Raw genomic sequence first — 15,848 nt, 5'->3', positions numbered from 1 at the left:
GGGTTCTCGCTGTTCATAGCTGCTCCGCCGAGCTACCCGTGAAAACAGCACGGTAAGCCGGATCACGCCACAGCTCGTCGTGGGTGCCGACCGCCCGGACCCGCCCGTCGTCCAGCCACACCACCGCGTCCGCCCGCGCCGCGGTGGCCGCGCGATGCGTCACCACCACCCGGGTCCGGCCGGGCAGAGTGCGTTCGATCGCCTCTTCGACGGCGGCTTCGGTGACCGTGTCGAGACTGGCGGTGGCGTCGTCGAGGATGAGCACCCTCGGCGCGTGCGCGATCGCGCGCGCCAGCCCGATCCGCTGCGCCTCCCCGCCGGAGAGCGGTGTCTCCGACAGCGGCGTCCGATATCCGTTCGGCAGCCGGACGATCAGGTCGTCGACCTGCGCGGACTGACAGGCGGCGCGCACGGCGGCTTCACCGGCCCAAGAGCCGTATCCGACGGCGTCGCCGATGGTGGCGCCGAGCAGCGCGGGCCGTTCGAAGGCGAAACCGACGACCGCGCGGAGTTCGTGCGGCCGCAGATCCGCCAGCTGACGGCCGTCGAGCATCACCGTCCCTTCGTCCGGGCTCAGCAGCCCGCCGAGGACGCTGACCAGCGCGGACTTCCCCGAGCCGGAACGCCCGACGACGGCGGTGAACCGGCCGCCGCGGACGACGAGGTCGACCTCCCGCAACGCGCCTTCGACGGTGACGCCGCGCAGTTCGAGCGTCCCCTGCCCGGCGGCGACGCCCAGCTTGCCTGGTTCGGGTACGGGTGACTCCAGCACATCGGTGATCCGCCGCGCACACGAGCGCGCCCGGGAAAGCGTGGTGAGCAACGGGATCTGGGTGACCATGCTCATGCCGAGCGCGACGTAACCGAGTGCGGCGAGGACCTGTCCGACACTCAACCTCCCCTCCAGCACGCCGAAACCGGCGGCGGCCAGCACGGCGATCTCCACCGCGGGCAGCAAAAGGCCGGAACGCCACACCATCCTGGCCTGCGTGCGCCACATCCCGCGGCCCGCGAGACTCAGCTTCGGCAACGGCCGCAACACTCGTTCGGCTTCGCGGTCGGCGGTACCCGACGCGGCGATCGTGCGCAGCCCGGCGACGGCGTCGACCATCCTCGCCGCCAGTTCCCCGGAAACCTGTTGGTAAGTAAGGACGTCTTCGGCGGTGTTCTTCAGATGCGTGCGCGCGAGCATCAGCGCGAACGGGATGCTGCCGAGGAAGACGAGCGCGAGACGCCAGTCCATCCACGCCAGCAGGACGACCGCGCCGCCGGAGATCAAGGTCGACGAGCCGAGCTGGACGACGACCGAGGCGACCAGACCGGCGCCGGTGCAGTCCCCGGTGAGCCTGCTGATCGCGTCGCCGTCGGCGAAGGCGGATCTGGTGCCGAGCGCGAGATGGCGGTCGGTGAGTTCGCGGCGCAGCCAGGCGGTCGCGAAAGCGGTCATCCGCGCGGTGAGGATGCCGCCGATGAGGCCGACGGCGATCTGCGTGACACCCAGCACGAGCAGCCATGAGACCTCGGGAAGGCTGGGCCGCCCCGCGACGACGGCGTCGACCGCGGCGGCGAGCGCGCCGGGCAGGAGCAGCCCCGCGGCCGTCCCGGCGAGCGCGCTCAGGATCAGCGCGATCAGGCGGGGACGATCGAGCATGGTCACGGAGACCAGCAGACGATCGGCGGAACCCGCCATCCCACTCCTTAGCCTTCGAGGTGAACCCGCCGTGAATCCGCCGCCGTGATCGACGTCGGCAGGGCAAGTCACGCTGGGGACGTCCCACTTCGTGCAACGTGATCCCAACGAGATGATTCGACCGGCAAAATGAGGGGCGCGGGAGCGGCGCACTTGGCCTGTGCCGCTCCCGCGCCCTCAGCGATCACTCAGGTGATCAGTGGCAGGTCAGCAGGCTGACCGTGCTGTTCGCGCAGGACGCCAGCAGGCTGAGGTTGCTCGAGCCACCGTGGCTGCCGCCACCGCCGCCTTCGAGAACCTCGGGGGCTTCCATGGCCTGCAGGTCCAGAACGAGTTCCATGATGGTGTTCCCTTTCGTTGTTTTCCTGGTCCGCCGGTCGTCAACGACCGGCAGTTCTGGAGGACAGGAACGGCAGCAAGGCCTTCCCGTCCAGGGTTGCGGCGAGGGCGAGCAAGATGCCCGCGCCGCCGGTGACGACGTCCATCGACAGCCGCAGCAGCTGGTTTCCGGGGAACGCCAGGCCGCCCTTGTACGGCACCGCGTACCAGGCCAGCCGGGAAAGGTGCAGGTCGACGGCCTCGCGGACGCGCTGGTCCGGTTCGGCGCCCGTCGCGAGCGCGGTCATCAGCCCGCACCGGCCGAACAACAGGCCGGGGTGGATGACGAACTCGCCGCGGCAGGATTCGCGTAGCCCGGGAAGGCTCTTCAGCGCATTCGCGTCCGGACGGTGTTTCGCCAGCTCTTCGGCGACCAAGAGGATCCCGGCGCTGCCGACACCCGCGTAGGGCAAGGTCCTGGTCTCCCCGTCGCGAACCTGCAGCGAGCCATCGTCGGATTCGACGCACTCCTCGATGTCCCGCTCCAGCGCCTGGTCGGCGAAGGACAGCCAGCCCTCTTCGCGAGTGCGCTCGAACAGCCGGATGAACAGCAGCGCCGGCCCGGACCAGCCGTTGAGCAGCCCTGCCCTGGCGAAGTCGCCGGGCGGGTCGGCGGTTTCGAGTGCTTCGGCGAGCCGGACGGCGGTGGCGAGTGCCTGCCTGCCGAACTCGTTGTCCTTGCGCTTCACCGCGAAGTGCAGCTGGGTCAGGCCGATTCCGGAAAGACCGCCTTCGAGCCCGTGGTCGGCGGTCTGGTCCACGAGCGTCGCCGAGGACGAAAGCAGTTTGGTGGCTTCGTCGCGGTAGCCGAGCTCTTCGAGGACGTAGGCGATTCCGTACGAGCCGTCGTAGAACCCCGGTCGTGCGGGCGGGTCGCGACGGACCGCGTCCAGCAGCCACTTCTCGTGATCGGGGTACCGGTCTCCGTTGACCGCGTGCAGCGCGTGGAGGACTCCGGCCGCGCCGTAGCCGAAGCACGCTCCGCCGACGCGGAACTGCTCGATGTCGCCGGGGAAGAGCCGGTCGGTGCGTTCGGGGGTCGCGCTGGCGAGGATCGCTTCGGTGATCTGCTTGCGGACCAGCGTCCAGTCCGGCTCGGCCTGGTCGAGTTCGGTCTCGCTCGTTTGCGGCGGGGCGTCCCGGGGCGCGAGCTCGGCGACGACCGCGTCGGCGTAGCCCTCCGGTACGTCGAAGCGTCGCTGGACGAAGTCCGCCAGTCCGCGCAGCTTCGCCGGGGCGAGTTCGAGGAGCGTGGTGAGCGGCAGGAAGATCCACAGCTTCAGGACGGCGAGCGCGTACTCGTCGATTTCGAAGCCCTCGCGATCCCGCGGAGCCCGGAAGCCGGGAGCGCCGAGCGCGGGACGTCCACCCTTGTCGACGTCGGCCGCCATCTCGAAGTCGATCAGCGAGACCTTGTCGTCGTCCCCGTCGACCAGGATGTTCATCGAGTGCAGGTCACCGAAGACGATCCTGCGCTCGTGCACCGCTTCGACCATCTTCTCCACGCGGTCGACCAGCGCCAGCGCGCGTTTGGTGTAGGCGGTGATGTCGGCTTCCGTGCAGTCCCGGCGGGTGAGTGGGTAGTTGCGGGCGAGCCAGCTGCCGAGCGAGACGCCGGGCATGTACTCCATGGACAGGAAGTGGTGCTCCCAGACGGTGAACCGGTCGTGAGCGGCGGGGATGCCGTCGATGTCCTTGAGCCGTTCCAGCACCTCGTGCTCTCGGCGGAGCCGCTCGACGGCGTCGATCAGGTCGCGGTCGAGGCCGGCGTACGGCCTGGCCTCCTTGAGAACGACCTGTTCGCCGTCGGCGTTCCGGTCGGCGAGGTACACCCCGCCACCGTTGGAGAAGTGCAGCGGCTTCTTCACCTGGTAGGGGAACTGCGCCGGGTCGCCACCCTTGCGAGCCGCGAGGTGCGGCGCGAGGAATTCCGGGATCGTCACCCAGTCGGGTACGGAGAAGCTCGGCTCACGTTTGTCCGGGACCAGCGTGCCGTCCGGCTTGCGCACCGCGAGGACGCGCTTGCCGTCGAGTTCCACCCATTGCTCGGCGAATCCGCCGTAACGGACGTAAAGCGGGCCGGCACCATAGCGCAGGTCGCTCAGAATATACGCGCCAGGTTCCCCATCCAGCTTCGCGGACAGCTCCGCGAGAACGCGCTCGAGCTCGTTGTTGTCAGCTGGATAAAGAGTCAGCAACTTTCCGCTGCCGTCACGCGGCGCGTATTTGGAATTCCTGGCGAGCAGCGTGTTCCTTGATCGCAGATGCTTGTACGACACGTTGTGCTCGATACAATGCTCGTGCACCTTCACGAGCACCTGCTCGGCGTTGCTCAAACCTGCCGACACGTGGATTTTCCAGCCCTGCGAAGGAAGGTTTCGAGCAAGAGGGTGCAGCATGCGCCACACACCGCGCACCCCGGAGCGCCACTCGGAATCGGGAACGGGCAACAGGGCGGCGTAATCGTCGGCGGCGTCCCCGGTTTCCCGCTGCTCGTCGAAGAACAGCGGATCCGCGAAGCAATACGCTTCGTAACGGACATCCATCGAGCGCCCCCTCCTTCGCACCAATCGGATGGGCCAAGTGCACCATCGCGATGGGGAATATTCCACCCGCCCGGCAGCGAACGGCCAATCCGCCATACCGGGGGTTCGTATGGGCTGTTCAGGGACGTGAATTCGAAACCTACCGAATAGTAGGGGTACCCAGGGTGAGATCAACTCGATTTTCAACCACCCGGTCGGTGTGTAACAGGATCACGCGTGTGCCGTAATGCCTGGTCCAGGTACAGAACGCAATGAGGCCCGGCCGAATTGACAGAACGCCAATCGAACGCGCTTCGTGATCTATTCACTCGCGGTCTGGACCACTGCGGGCTCCCCCGTGGCCCCCGCCACGAACCCCGCCGGTCGCCCGCCGGCGGCGAAATGCCCGCAGGTACGTTGTCGACGGCGGAGTAGGCAAGGAGGCGGGCGTGATCACAGGCTTCGCGATGACCGTCGCGATCTGCGCGGCGCTGGTCGCGGTGTGGAGTTTCGTACAGTCCGCGCGCAAGAAGCTGCCGGACAACGCGCTGCTCGTCGGCCTCGGCGTCGTCGAACTCCTCCTGGTGGTCCAGCTCGTCATCGGCGTCGTGCTGCTGATCGGCGGCGGCCGCCCGGGCAGCATGGCCACCTACCTCGCTTACCTGATCGGCTGCCTGGTCGTGCTCCCGCTCGGGACGTTCTGGGCACTGGCGGAGCGCACGCGGTCGAGCACCGCGATCCTCGGGATCGCCTGCCTCGCCATCCCGGTGATGGTGCTCCGGCTGCACGAGGTGTGGGCGGGCGCCAGTGCCTGAAGAAACCGAGGAGAGCACGGTGGGCGAAGCCACCAAGGACGTCAGCGGGCAGCCCGGTACGGACCAGGCCTCCGGCCCCGGCCGCATCCTGGTCACCGTGTACGCGATCTTCGCGCTGGCGGCGACGTCACGCGCTGCCGTGCAGATCAGCACCAAGTACCACGAGGCCCCGCTGGCCTACGTCCTGTCCGCGTTCGCGGCCGTCGTCTATCTCCTGGCCACCGTGGCGCTCGCCCGCCGCGGCGCGATCTGGTGGCGGATCGCGTTGCTCGCCTGCGGAATCGAACTGATCGGCGTGCTGACCGTCGGCACTTTCAGCCTCTTCGACCGCGAAGCCTTCCCCCACGCCACCGTGTGGTCGGTGTACGGGCAGGGCTACCTCTTCATCCCGCTGGTGCTGCCGGTGATCGGGCTGTACTGGCTCCGGCGGACGAAGCCGTAGTCCTGGGACTCGTGAGCGACGTGGCGCCGTACTCGCGTGCTTAGAGCCGGATCTCGCGTGCTTGGAGGCGTAACACCCGAGTGCGGGGTTCAGGCACGCGAGTCCCGTCTCTGAGCACGCGAGTTACGCCTTCGCCCAGCCCCTCACCCCGGCGAACAGACCGCCCGCAACCACGACACGATTGTCTTTCTTCTCAAGAGAACGACCCAAATCACTCACGACTCAAAGCAGCCTTTCTCGTTGAGCGGTCCGAACGAGGGCAGGACGAGCCCGCACAGGTAGCCATCGATCCACCGCCCGTTTCCCGCGACATTCGTGAGCACCCGGATCGCCGGGGCGAACGCGGCGATCCCCTTGGCCAGCGAGTCCTGGTTGCGGTGCAGCATCGACGTCAACCGGTCGAGTTGTTCGAGCACCGGCCCGAGTTGCCCGTCGTTGTCGGCGATGATGCCGTCGAGCGCGGTCGCGAGCCGTTTCGAGCCGTCGAGCAGATCCTTGATCGCCTGTTGCCGGGTGGAGATCGCGCGCAGGAGCGCGTTGCCGTCCTGGACCAGCCGCTGGACCTCGGCGTCGCGGTCGACGAGGGTCTGCGAGACCTGCCGCGTGTTCGCCACCAGCGTCCGGAGTTGCCGGTCGCGCGAGGCGATGGTGCCGGAGAGCTTCGAGATCCCGTCGAGCGCGGCGCGGACGTCGGCAGGTGTATCGGCGAAGGTGGCTGAAATCGTGTCGAAGCTCTTCGCAAGCTGATCGACGTCGATGGCGTCCACGGTCTTCGACAGGTCTCGAAACGCTTCAAGGACGTCGTAGGGCGCGATGGTCCTTCGCAGCGGGATCGGGTCGCCCGGATCGAGGATCGCTTCACCTCGCGGGTCGAGGGCCAGGTACTTCTGCCCCAGTACGTTCTTGATCTGGATGGACGCGCCAGTGGCGTCACCGAGCCAGGCGTCCTTCACCCGGAACGAGACGAGCACACGGTCGCCTTCGAGGCCGATCCGGGAAACCTTCCCGACCTTGACCCCGGCGATCCGGACGTCGTTGTCCGCGCGCAGTCCGCCCGCGTCGGAGAATTCGGCCGAATAGGTGGTGCCGCCGCCGATCACCGGCAGGGCGTCGGCGTTGAGCGCCGCCGCCATTCCGAGGGCCATCGTGGTGAGTCCGGCGAGTGCCAGCTTGACCGGATCCGCCGAGCCGAAGGACCGCATCGTCTCACCTCGCAGGTCGCGGTCGGGAAAGCGTAAGGGCCGCTCCTGTCGATCGCCAGGCGAAACGTTGCACCGATCGGGTGGCGCTGTCCGTCCATTGAGGACAGACAGCGCCGCCCGATGGTCAGCACGGCGGGAAGTGGTTGATCTTCTCCGGGGTCAGCCTGACGATCAGCCGCTCGACTCCCGGCTCCGGTGGCGGTTCCATGCCGAGATACTTGGCGTACATCTCGTGCAGCAGTTTCTTCTCCGGATCGGGCTCCATAATGGCCGTACCCCGGATCTCGACGTATTTGCTCGAATCCGCACCGGCGTAGATCAGCACGCTGATCCGCGGGTCACGCTCGATGTTGCGCGCCTTCGCCCGCATGGTCGTCGTGCTGAACAGCAGCACGTCGCCGTCGCGCCCGACCAGGATGACCGACGTCTGCGGACCGCCGTCCTTGGTGACGGTGGCGACGGTCGCCGCGTTCTTGCCGTCGATGAACTCGCGGGCACGGTCGTCCAACGGGACACTCATCGGATCGATCCTTTCGTCAGCCAGCCGGAGAAGCTCTGCAACGCGGGATTCAGCTCGAGTGTCCGTGCCCGACTGCGGCCACCGGCGAAGATGGCCTCCGAATCCTGGAAGAACCGAAACATGTTGCCGACGTCCTCGGGGAGGACGGAAGGCGGAATGTCGTTGTACCGCACGGGTTTTCCCAACGCGTCGGTGATGGCCGCGGCCAGTTCGGCACCGGTCAGGTTCTCGCCGGTGAGGGAAACGGTCTCGCCGATCAGCTCCGGTCGTTTGAACACCCCGAGCGCGCACCGGCCGATGTCGTCGACGGCGATCCCGGCCAGTTTCGCTTCGCCCAGCGGCAACGACAGCGTGTTTCCGGTCAGGGCGAGGTTCTCCCAGTAGAAAGCCGTCCGAAGGTAAGTCGTCGGTACAGTGCGGAATTCGGCGTCCGCCTCGGCCTTGGCATCGAATTGCGGAACGTAGTAGGGCCCCGGCTGAGCGCGGGTGTCCTCGAACGTCGACCAAACGACGTGCTGCAGCCCGTTCTCCACGGCCGCCGCCGCCATCGTCGCGGCGTGGCGGATCTCGTGCTCCGGTGGATACTGCTGCGCGAACGTCACGCAGTACGCGCCATACACGCCTGCGAAAGCCCGCTTCACCGCGGCGGGATCGTCGAGATCCGCCTCCACCACTTCGGCGCCGAGATCCGCCACCGCCTCCGCGGTGGCTGCATCGCGGGTGATGGCCCGTGCCACGAACTCCCCCGAGCTGTCTTCCGCGATGGCGCGCACGAGCCCGCCACCTTGCTTACCGGTCGCGCCGACGACGGCGATGACCTTCCTGTCCGGCATACCCTGCTCCTGTCGTTCTCACTTACCGACAAGAAGACCAGCGGGCCGCCGGAAAGGAATCGGGCATCGCGACCGAGGACGCTACGAATCCAGTCTCAACTCGTAGTGGAGCGTCTTGTACTTCTTCCGCCGGTGCAGGAGCGGAACGAAGAAGCCGTGCAGTAGCCGATGCTTCTTGGCGAGGCATTCGGCCGCGTGCCGGGCCTCGTCGCCGTCGAGCAGCCGCACGTGCCCCCGCACGGCGTCTCCGGTCGGAATGCCACGGAAGGTGGAAAGAGCGATCTCGACCCGGGGATTGTTCCGCATCCGCTTGGCTTTCCACGCCGCGTCGTAGGTGCGCAGGAACGCGTGATCCCCCTCGACGGCGATGTTGACCGGTGTCCCGACGGCCGTCCCGTCCCGCTTGAACGTCTTCAAGAGGATCGTCTTCTGGTCGGTGAACCTGCTGAGCTGTGTCGTCATGACCCTTGGACGGGACGGCCGGCGCGAACGTGACGGCCTAGTTCCAGAACTTGATCTCGGGGTTGCCCGCCACCGGCCCGTCCAGCAGCGGCTGACGGCCGCCGCGCAGGTTCGCGTCGAAGAACGCGGAGACGTACGCCCTGGTCAGCTCCATCCCGCGCAGGCCACCGAGCAGTCCGGGCCACGACAGGCCGAGTTGCTCACCGAGCACGCCGACGTCGGTGAAGGACGCGTGCCCGGCCGCGGCGACACTGATCCAGCGCTTCCAGCCGGTGAGATTCGGCCAGCTGCCCGCCCAGGTCGTGTCCGGACCGGCCGGGGTGTACTCGCTTTCGCGGCCGAGCAGCAAGACCGGCCGGTCGATTCCGGACGCGGGGATCGGCGACCACAGCCTGCCGTCCAGGTCCACGCCGGCGCGGATCCGCTGGTCGTTCACCATCGCCGTCGGTGTGCTGTAACCGCCGATCGAATGCCCGGCCATACCGACGCGCGTCCGGTCGATCAACCAGGCCCACTTCGACGAAGGCCTGGTCAGCGTGTCGAGGGCGAAGGAGACGTCCGCGGAGCGGATCGGCGGGAGCAGCGTGGACTCGGATCCGCAGGCGGCGCATTCGGTGACGCGACCGTCGGGGAAGGCGGTGCCGTGGGATTCGTAGTTGTGGCCGATCAGCGCGACGACGAAACCCTTGCTCGCCAGGTCTTCCGCCAGGCCGGTGAGCGTGGTGCGCGGCTTGCCGAAACCGGGTGACAGGACGACCAGCGCCCGCTTCCCCGGCAACGGCGGGGAGTCGACACGGGCGCTGCTCCTGGTCTCGGCAACCCGCGCGGGGTCGACGTCGGGGAGCCCGGACTCGGTCAGGAAGGCCTTGGCTTCGGCCAGTGTCAGATATGGCCGCCGCGAGCCGACCGGCAGCAGAGCCGGGTAGAACATCGACACCATCAGCTCACGCGGCCCGGTCGGTACCCAGGGATCCCGGCGCGAGTCGTCGACCAGATGCAGGTCGGTGGAGCCGACGGGATGCGAACCGGTCGGCGGCGGCAACTTCAAGGACTTCGCCTCCGCCGAAGCCGGGATCGCCAGTGGCACCATGGCGGCGAGGGCGAGCAGCGTGACAAGAAGCCTTCTCATGAGGATTCTCTTTCTGTCGAGGATTTTCCGCCACCCAGCCTGTGCCATGCCGCCGTGTTCGCGCATCGGCCGGAGAGCACGTCGCTCCTCACCCGTCCGTCTGTCGCAGGTCGTACCCCGGCCTCTGCCTCGCGGTGGATCCGCGGCGCCCGATCCGCGGTTACGCTCGGCCGGTGCTGGCCGTACTCAGGAGTCACCCGAAGGCCGTCGACCGCGGGCTCACCGTGCTCATCGGACTGTCCACTGTGGTCGCCGCCGACGACCCGGAGGGCTTCGAGTGGTGGGTGGTGTCGTTGGTGGCCTTGGCTTCCCTGCTGGTACGACACCGCAATCCCGCGATCACCTTCACGGCGGGCACGGTGGTGTCGCTCGTTCATCTGGCCATGGGCAACGATCTCCGCCCGGTCGACCTCGTGGCGTTGATCGGCCTCTTCTCCGTCGCGGCCTGGGGGTCGCGACGGCTTTCCTTCACTCTGCTGGCGACGGGATTGCTCATCGCCGCCGCGTGGTCGTTCTACGCCTCGGAAGCGAACTCCCGGACGCACGTCCCGCTGCCGCGGATCATCATCATCGATCGGTTGGCGCCGCCGATCGACGACGACGAAAGCCAAGTCCAGGATTGGGGCGGGTTCGCGGGCGTGGGGTTGTCGCTCTCGGTGGCGTGGCTGGCCGGGATGAACACGCGGCAGCGCCGGATCCGGCTGTCGGTGCTCGAACAGCGGGCCACCGACCTCGAACGCGAGCGGGACACCCAGGCCGCGCTGGCCGTGGCGGCCGAACGCGGGCGGATCAGCCGCGAACTGCACGACGTCGTCGCGCACGCGCTCTCGGTGGTGGTGCTGCAGGCACAGGGCGCCCAAGCGGAACTGGAGCGGCGGCCGGAGCGGGCACGGGAGGCGCTGGACGCCATCGTCGGCACCGGGCGGACCGCGTTGAGCGAGATCCGGCGGCTGCTCGGCGCGCTCGGCCAGGACGCCCCGGACTGGGAACCGCGCCCGGGTGCCGAACGTCTGCCGCGCCTGGTCGGCGACATCCGCTCGGCGGGCACGCCGGTCGACTTCCGCGTCGAAGGGGAACCGCGGCCACTTTCGTCCACAGTGGACCTGGCGGCCTATCGGATCGTGCAGGAAGCCTTGACGAACGTGCTGAAACACGCCGGTCCGGCCGCGTCGGTGACTATCGTGATGCGGTATGAGCCCGAAGCGCTGGAGATCGAGGTGACCGACGACGGCATCGCGGCGGAGGCACCCCCCGGCACCGGCCACGGCCTCGAAGGGATGCGGGAACGGGTGAACGTACTGGGCGGCACCTTCGACGCGGGACCACGTCCGGAACGCGGTTTCGCCGTCCGCGCGACCTTGCCGTCATGACGATCCGGGTGGTCATCGCCGACGACCAGGCGCTGGTGCGCACCGGCCTGCGGATGATCCTCGACAACGCCGACGACATCGACGTCGTCGGCGAGGCGGGCGACGGCGCGGAGGCCGTGAAGCTGGTGGCGGACCTCGATCCCGACGTCGTGCTCATGGACATCCGGATGCCCGAAATGGACGGCGTCGAGGCCACCGCCGCGATCGCCGCGGCCCACCGCACCCGGGTGCTGGTGTTGACCACCTTCGACCTCGACGAGTACGTCTACGCCGCGCTTCGGGCGGGCGCCAGCGGTTTCCTGCTCAAGGACGCGCTGGCCCCGGACCTGCTCTCCGCCGTCCGCGTGGTCGCCGCCGGAGAAGCCACGCTCGCCCCCACCGTTACCCGTCGGCTGCTCGACCGCGTCGTCACCGGCCTTCCCACGCCGTCACCCGACGGCAGGCTCGCCCTGCTCACCGGCCGCGAACGCGAGGTGTTGCAGCAGCTGGCCCGCGGCCTGTCCAACGCCGAGATCGCGGAACTGCTGTTCCTCTCACCGGGGACGGTGAAGACCCACGTCGGCCGCATCCTCACGAAACTCGGCCTCCGCGACCGCGTCCAAGCCGTCGTCTTCGCCTATGAGGCCGGGATCAACCGCTGACGGCGGCGGCGGGCGTACGCCAGTGCTTGCCGCGGCGGGGCCGCCGGTGCTGACCTCGGCGACCGCCGAGATCACCGAGGTCGCCCGGACGGCGCAGGGCGAACTCCTCGGCCGTGATGCCCATCCGGACCAGGTACTTGATCTCGCCGCGCACCACTTCGGTGTCACGCAGCCTGCCTTCCTCGCGGAAGCCGAGGCCGCCGTGCAGGGAAAGCGACGCCAGGTTGCCGCCGTACACGCTGACCTCGCATTTGCGGAAGCCGCGCTGCTCGAACATGTGCGCCAGCAGGACGGTGATGGCGTCCGTGGCGTATCCGCAGCGCTGGTGCCGAGGGGCGATCCCGATGCCGTAGCCGAAGAGGCCGGTCACGGGGTCGGCGCCGATGGTGCAGACCGAGCCGACCAGCATGCGGCCGCGTACTGTCTCGATGCCGAAGTGGATGTCGTCACCGGCGGAACCCGACCGGTGCGACGCCCAATGCCGGTGCCCACCGCCGATCAGCGGTGTCGCCTCGCGGGCCATGTCGCGGTCGAAGCCCATCAGGACCCGGCGGTCCCGGAGGCCGACCTCGCGCAGCCGCACCTTCCGCCCGACCTGCTCGGGCTCCAGAACGGAGCGGCTCACCGCGCCAGACCGCACGGGTGCTCACGAATGATCACAAGCATCCCTTGACGATATCGGTAGCCGGGACGGGAGCTGAAGAGACCGTCGTCGGGTTCCGCGGATGACCCTGGCCACACTCTCGCGAGCTGACGAAACTTCTTCGAAAGTCTTTGACCGGCTTCCTCGGCGCCACCGACACTTTTTTCCTCGGCACACCTCGACGAAGAGGGAGCACAAGGATGAGATCTCTTGGGAAATCCCGGTTCCGGCTGATTCTGAGCGGGGCCGTCGCGGCCGCGCTGATCACGGCGTTCGTGCCAGGCACGGCCTCGGCCGACACGGTGATCACGACGAACCAGACCGGCACGAACAACGGCTACTACTACTCGTTCTGGACCGACCGGCCCGGTTCGGTCTCGATGACGCTGAGCGCGGGCGGCAGCTACCGGACCTCGTGGAGCAACACCGGCAATTTCGTCGCGGGCAAAGGCTGGAGCAACGGCGGGCGGCGCAACGTCACCTACTCCGGCAGCTTCTCCCCGTCCGGCAACGGCTACCTGACCCTGTACGGCTGGACGTCGAACCCGCTGGTGGAGTACTACATCGTCGACAACTGGGGCAGCTACCGGCCGACCGGAACCTACAAGGGCACCGTCACCAGCGACGGCGGGACGTACGACATCTACCAGACGACCAGGTACAACGCCCCGTCCGTCGAAGGCACCAAGACCTTCAACCAGTACTGGAGCGTCCGGCAGGCGAAACGGACCGGCGGCACCATCACCACCGGCAACCACTTCGACGCCTGGGCGCGGGCCGGGATGCGGCTCGGCTCCTTCAACTACTACATGATCATGGCGACCGAGGGCTATCAGAGCAGCGGCAACTCCAGCATCACCGTGAGCGGGTGACGCCGTGTTCGTCGTCGCCGCGCTGGTCGCCGCGCTCACCTTCGCTCCCGGCGCCACTCCCGCCGCCTGCTCCGGATACGTCGGACTCACCTTCGACGACGGCCCGTCCGGCACCACCTCACGCCTGCTCGACGCGCTCCGGCAGAACGGGTTGCGGGCCACGATGTTCAACCAGGGCCAGTACGCCGCCGCGAATCCGGCGCTGGTTCGAGCCCAGGTCAGCGCCGGAATGTGGGTGGCGAACCACAGTTACACGCATCCGCGCCTGACCCAGCTGAGCCAGGCGCAGATCGATTCGGAGATCTCACGGACGCAGCAGGCCATCGCCAACGCCGGCGGCGGCACGCCGAAGCTGTTCCGGCCGCCCTACGGCGAAACGAACACGACCGTGCGCTCGGTCGCGGCGCGGTACGGGCTGACCCAGATCATCTGGGACGTCGACTCGCAGGACTGGAACAACGCGAGCACCGACGCGATCGTCGCGGCGAACGCCCGCCTCACCAACGGGCAGGTCATCCTCATGCACGACTGGCCCGCCAACACCATCGCGGCGATCCCGCGGATCGCACAGGGGCTGGCCGCCAGAGGGCTGTGCGCCGGTGCGATCTCGCCACAGACCGGACGGGCGGTGGCGCCGGGGTAATTTGGGGCCCGTGACCACTTTGGACGACCTCGAACCGCCATGGGGCGACCCGCCATCGGACGCGACCGGCCTCATGACGACGGTCTACCGGTTGCGCCACAAGCCGATCCGGGACTTCGAGGTGGAGGACCTGCGAGTGCTGCTGGGGCAGCAGGTGAGCGTCGAGGTGCTCGTTCCCCTCGCACTCCCCCTGCTCGAAGCCGACCCCATGGCCGAGGGCCGGTACTACCCCGGCGACCTGCTCGCCGCGATCCTCATGGTGCGGGCGCCGTACTGGCGGCAGCACCCGGATCACCTCGCGCGGCTGCGCGAGGTGATCCGGGTGGCCAAGGAAACCGGTGACATCAAGCCGTTGCGGAGGCAGCTCGACGCGTTTCCCCAGGAGGATCGAACTTCGGGGCCGCGCTAGAACCGGCCGCAGTTCCACGCGGCCGGTTTTCCGGCGAACCGTTCGTTCAGCCAGTTCGCGGCTTCTCGCTGGGCACCGGATATGCCCAGGACGTGGGATCGAGCCGGAAGACCTCCGGACCATCGGCCACGTGACGGCCGTCACACGGCGGCTCGAGGACTGACCTGCGGGCCCTTCAACGACCGAAGGCCCTCACCCAGTGCGGGTGAGGGCCTTCGGCGGTGGAGAAACGTCAGATGGCGACGACGCGCTGGGCCTGCGGGCCCTTCTGGCCCTGACCGATTTCGAACTCCACGCGCTGCCCTTCGTCCAGGGACTTGAAGCCGTTCCCCTGGATCTCCGAGTAGTGCACGAACACGTCCGGTCCGCCGTCATCCTGCGCGATGAAGCCGAAGCCCTTTTCGCCGTTAAACCACTTCACGCTGCCCTGAGCCATACTTTTTACCTGCTCTTCATAGCGAGTCTGAGCGCATTCGATGCCCCGATCTCAGTATCCATTCTGGCAGGTGTCGCCGGAGAGCACACGTCGTGTCCCGAAAAAAGAAGATTTCGGTGCGTCGGGACGGCTCGAAAAACCGGACATTCGCCAGGTCAGGGCCACTTCTTCCGCCAGGAAAAACGTACGGTGTACTCACCCACACCGGGTCGTCCCCGCCGCCGGCCGACCGTTCGCCTAGCGCCGCGGGGTCGCTCCACGCCGGACGCGATAGCGCAGGTGGGTCACGGCCCCCGCGACAGGTTCCCCCGCCGGGACCAGGTCGCCGCGACCGCCCCCGAACACCGCCGTCCCCTGCCCCAGCAGAATGGGCGCGAGGTGGAGATACACCTCGTCGAGCAGGCCCGCGGCGAGCAGCTGACCCGCCACGTCCGCACCCAGCACGAGCACGTCCTTGTCCCCCGCGGCCTCCTTGGCACGCCGGACCGCGACCTCCAGGCCGTCGAAGGCGAACGTCCCGCCGTTGTCGCCGAGGAGATCGTCCCTGGTCCGGTGGGTGACCACGAAGCTCGGGACGCCCGGCCACGGGGTGCCGCCCCACGGGCGCAGGCCGAGGTCGAAGGTGCGCCGCCCGATGATGGTGGCCCCGACCGACACGTCCACCTCCCGGCGGACGTCGGCGTCCGGCCCGGCTTCGCCCATCCACTCGTGCAGTTGTTCCCCGCCGTCCCCCATGGGCTCTTCGGCCCGGACGTTCGGTCCGGCGGTGAACCCGTCTAGGGACATCGACACATCCAGCACCACCTTGCTCATCGCCAAGCCCTCCTTCGCCTCTTCA

18 protein-coding genes are annotated in these 15,848 nt (G+C 68.2%); 7 read left to right on the top strand and 11 right to left on the bottom strand.

Going from position 1 to position 15,848, the window contains the following annotated elements; genetic code table 11:
* Positions 1–13 precede the first annotated feature (13 nt).
* The 3 genes from ACZ54P_RS05015 to lanKC all read right to left on the bottom strand — a co-directional run bounded on the left by ACZ54P_RS05015 (position 14) and on the right by lanKC (position 4,614).
* Positions 14–1,690: an ABC transporter ATP-binding protein gene (locus ACZ54P_RS05015; RefSeq protein WP_465460280.1), complete on the bottom strand. Its 1,677-nt coding sequence runs from the start codon at positions 1,688–1,690 to the stop codon at positions 14–16.
* A gap of 196 nt (positions 1,691–1,886) precedes the next feature.
* Positions 1,887–2,030, bottom strand: coding sequence for a SapB/AmfS family lanthipeptide (locus ACZ54P_RS05010; protein WP_465460279.1), 144 nt, complete (start codon positions 2,028–2,030; stop codon positions 1,887–1,889).
* 40 nt (positions 2,031–2,070) lie between these two features.
* On the bottom strand, positions 2,071–4,614 hold the full coding sequence (lanKC, locus tag ACZ54P_RS05005; protein ID WP_465460278.1) for a class III lanthionine synthetase LanKC: 2,544 nt from the start codon (positions 4,612–4,614) through the stop codon (positions 2,071–2,073).
* 428 nt (positions 4,615–5,042) lie between these two features.
* Here lanKC and ACZ54P_RS05000 point away from each other — a divergent pair, with 428 nt between their 5' ends.
* Both ACZ54P_RS05000 and ACZ54P_RS04995 read left to right on the top strand, forming a co-directional pair.
* Positions 5,043–5,408, top strand: a complete 366-nt coding sequence (locus ACZ54P_RS05000; RefSeq protein ID WP_465460277.1) for a hypothetical protein — start codon at positions 5,043–5,045, stop codon at positions 5,406–5,408.
* Positions 5,401–5,850 carry a hypothetical protein gene (locus ACZ54P_RS04995; protein WP_465460276.1) on the top strand — a complete coding sequence of 150 codons (450 nt, stop codon included), beginning with the start codon at positions 5,401–5,403 and terminating at the stop codon, positions 5,848–5,850. Before ACZ54P_RS05000 ends, ACZ54P_RS04995 begins: the two co-directional genes overlap by 8 nt.
* Positions 5,851–6,065: 215 nt before the next feature.
* Here the strand turns inward: ACZ54P_RS04995 and ACZ54P_RS04990 are convergent, their stop codons facing one another.
* The 5 genes from ACZ54P_RS04990 to ACZ54P_RS04970 form a co-directional block, all read right to left on the bottom strand.
* Positions 6,066–7,052 carry an MCE family protein gene (locus tag ACZ54P_RS04990; protein WP_465460275.1) on the bottom strand — a complete coding sequence of 329 codons (987 nt, stop codon included), beginning with the start codon at positions 7,050–7,052 and terminating at the stop codon, positions 6,066–6,068.
* 124 nt (positions 7,053–7,176) lie between these two features.
* Positions 7,177–7,572, bottom strand: a complete 396-nt coding sequence (locus tag ACZ54P_RS04985; protein WP_465460274.1) for a PPOX class F420-dependent oxidoreductase — start codon at positions 7,570–7,572, stop codon at positions 7,177–7,179.
* Entirely contained in the window at positions 7,569–8,405 is an 837-nt protein-coding gene (locus ACZ54P_RS04980; RefSeq protein WP_465460273.1) for an NmrA family NAD(P)-binding protein, read from the bottom strand. The genes ACZ54P_RS04985 and ACZ54P_RS04980 overlap by 4 nt, the downstream gene beginning before the upstream one ends.
* Before the next feature lie 81 nt (positions 8,406–8,486).
* The gene (locus ACZ54P_RS04975) at positions 8,487–8,867 is read right to left on the bottom strand and encodes a PPOX class F420-dependent oxidoreductase (RefSeq protein WP_465460272.1); all 381 of its coding nucleotides are present in this window, start codon (positions 8,865–8,867) and stop codon (positions 8,487–8,489) included.
* Between the two features lie 37 nt (positions 8,868–8,904).
* Positions 8,905–9,996 (bottom strand): alpha/beta hydrolase family protein, encoded by a 1,092-nt coding sequence (locus ACZ54P_RS04970; protein ID WP_465460271.1) that lies wholly within the window; start codon positions 9,994–9,996, stop codon positions 8,905–8,907.
* A gap of 173 nt (positions 9,997–10,169) precedes the next feature.
* Here ACZ54P_RS04970 and ACZ54P_RS04965 point away from each other — a divergent pair, with 173 nt between their 5' ends.
* A complete protein-coding gene (locus tag ACZ54P_RS04965; protein ID WP_465460270.1) occupies positions 10,170–11,366 on the top strand; it encodes a sensor histidine kinase in 1,197 nt (398 codons plus the stop codon).
* Positions 11,363–12,007, top strand: coding sequence for a response regulator (locus ACZ54P_RS04960; RefSeq protein WP_465460269.1), 645 nt, complete (start codon positions 11,363–11,365; stop codon positions 12,005–12,007). The genes ACZ54P_RS04965 and ACZ54P_RS04960 overlap by 4 nt, the downstream gene beginning before the upstream one ends.
* Here ACZ54P_RS04960 and ACZ54P_RS04955 read toward each other — a convergent pair.
* A complete protein-coding gene (locus tag ACZ54P_RS04955) occupies positions 11,997–12,590 on the bottom strand; it encodes a GNAT family N-acetyltransferase (RefSeq protein WP_465460833.1) in 594 nt (197 codons plus the stop codon). The two genes, ACZ54P_RS04960 and ACZ54P_RS04955, sit on opposite strands and share 11 nt — an antisense overlap.
* 260 nt (positions 12,591–12,850) lie before the next feature.
* Between ACZ54P_RS04955 and ACZ54P_RS04950 the strand changes: the two genes are divergently transcribed.
* Genes ACZ54P_RS04950 through ACZ54P_RS04940 form a run of 3 tightly spaced genes read left to right on the top strand, consistent with a single transcriptional unit; the run spans position 12,851 to position 14,574 of the window.
* A complete protein-coding gene (locus ACZ54P_RS04950) occupies positions 12,851–13,522 on the top strand; it encodes a glycoside hydrolase family 11 protein (RefSeq protein ID WP_465460268.1) in 672 nt (223 codons plus the stop codon).
* 4 nt (positions 13,523–13,526) lie between these two features.
* Complete coding sequence (locus tag ACZ54P_RS04945) at positions 13,527–14,165, top strand: polysaccharide deacetylase family protein (protein ID WP_465460267.1); 639 nt, start codon at positions 13,527–13,529, stop codon at positions 14,163–14,165.
* 10 nt (positions 14,166–14,175) lie between these two features.
* A complete protein-coding gene (locus ACZ54P_RS04940; RefSeq protein ID WP_465460266.1) occupies positions 14,176–14,574 on the top strand; it encodes a contact-dependent growth inhibition system immunity protein in 399 nt (132 codons plus the stop codon).
* A 232-nt stretch (positions 14,575–14,806) separates the two neighbouring features.
* Here ACZ54P_RS04940 and ACZ54P_RS04935 read toward each other — a convergent pair whose 3' ends face one another.
* Entirely contained in the window at positions 14,807–15,010 is a 204-nt protein-coding gene (locus ACZ54P_RS04935) for a cold-shock protein (protein ID WP_037319102.1), read from the bottom strand.
* A 237-nt stretch (positions 15,011–15,247) separates the two neighbouring features.
* A complete protein-coding gene (locus ACZ54P_RS04930) occupies positions 15,248–15,823 on the bottom strand; it encodes a dihydrofolate reductase family protein (RefSeq protein WP_465460265.1) in 576 nt (191 codons plus the stop codon).
* Between the last annotated feature and the right edge of the window lie 25 nt (positions 15,824–15,848).

The organism is Amycolatopsis sp. NPDC034160, assembly GCF_055575355.1.
The sequence above is the reverse complement of the archived record's forward strand: the minus strand, read 5'-3'. Positions and strand labels throughout refer to the sequence as shown.

Coding starts and splice junctions, on each gene's coding strand:
- ACZ54P_RS05010 (WP_465460279.1), bottom strand. CDS start 2,030: ATGGAACTCGTTCTGGACCTGCAGGCCATGGAAGCCCCCGAGGTTCTC.
- ACZ54P_RS04980 (WP_465460273.1), bottom strand. CDS start 8,405: ATGCCGGACAGGAAGGTCATCGCCGTCGTCGGCGCGACCGGTAAGCAA.
- ACZ54P_RS04960 (WP_465460269.1), top strand. CDS start 11,363: ATGACGATCCGGGTGGTCATCGCCGACGACCAGGCGCTGGTGCGCACC.
- ACZ54P_RS04990 (WP_465460275.1), bottom strand. CDS start 7,052: ATGCGGTCCTTCGGCTCGGCGGATCCGGTCAAGCTGGCACTCGCCGGA.
- ACZ54P_RS04975 (WP_465460272.1), bottom strand. CDS start 8,867: ATGACGACACAGCTCAGCAGGTTCACCGACCAGAAGACGATCCTCTTG.
- lanKC (WP_465460278.1), bottom strand. CDS start 4,614: ATGGATGTCCGTTACGAAGCGTATTGCTTCGCGGATCCGCTGTTCTTC.
- ACZ54P_RS04935 (WP_037319102.1), bottom strand. CDS start 15,010: ATGGCTCAGGGCAGCGTGAAGTGGTTTAACGGCGAAAAGGGCTTCGGC.
- ACZ54P_RS04985 (WP_465460274.1), bottom strand. CDS start 7,572: ATGAGTGTCCCGTTGGACGACCGTGCCCGCGAGTTCATCGACGGCAAG.
- ACZ54P_RS04930 (WP_465460265.1), bottom strand. CDS start 15,823: ATGAGCAAGGTGGTGCTGGATGTGTCGATGTCCCTAGACGGGTTCACC.
- ACZ54P_RS05015 (WP_465460280.1), bottom strand. CDS start 1,690: ATGGCGGGTTCCGCCGATCGTCTGCTGGTCTCCGTGACCATGCTCGAT.
- ACZ54P_RS04950 (WP_465460268.1), top strand. CDS start 12,851: ATGAGATCTCTTGGGAAATCCCGGTTCCGGCTGATTCTGAGCGGGGCC.
- ACZ54P_RS04970 (WP_465460271.1), bottom strand. CDS start 9,996: ATGAGAAGGCTTCTTGTCACGCTGCTCGCCCTCGCCGCCATGGTGCCA.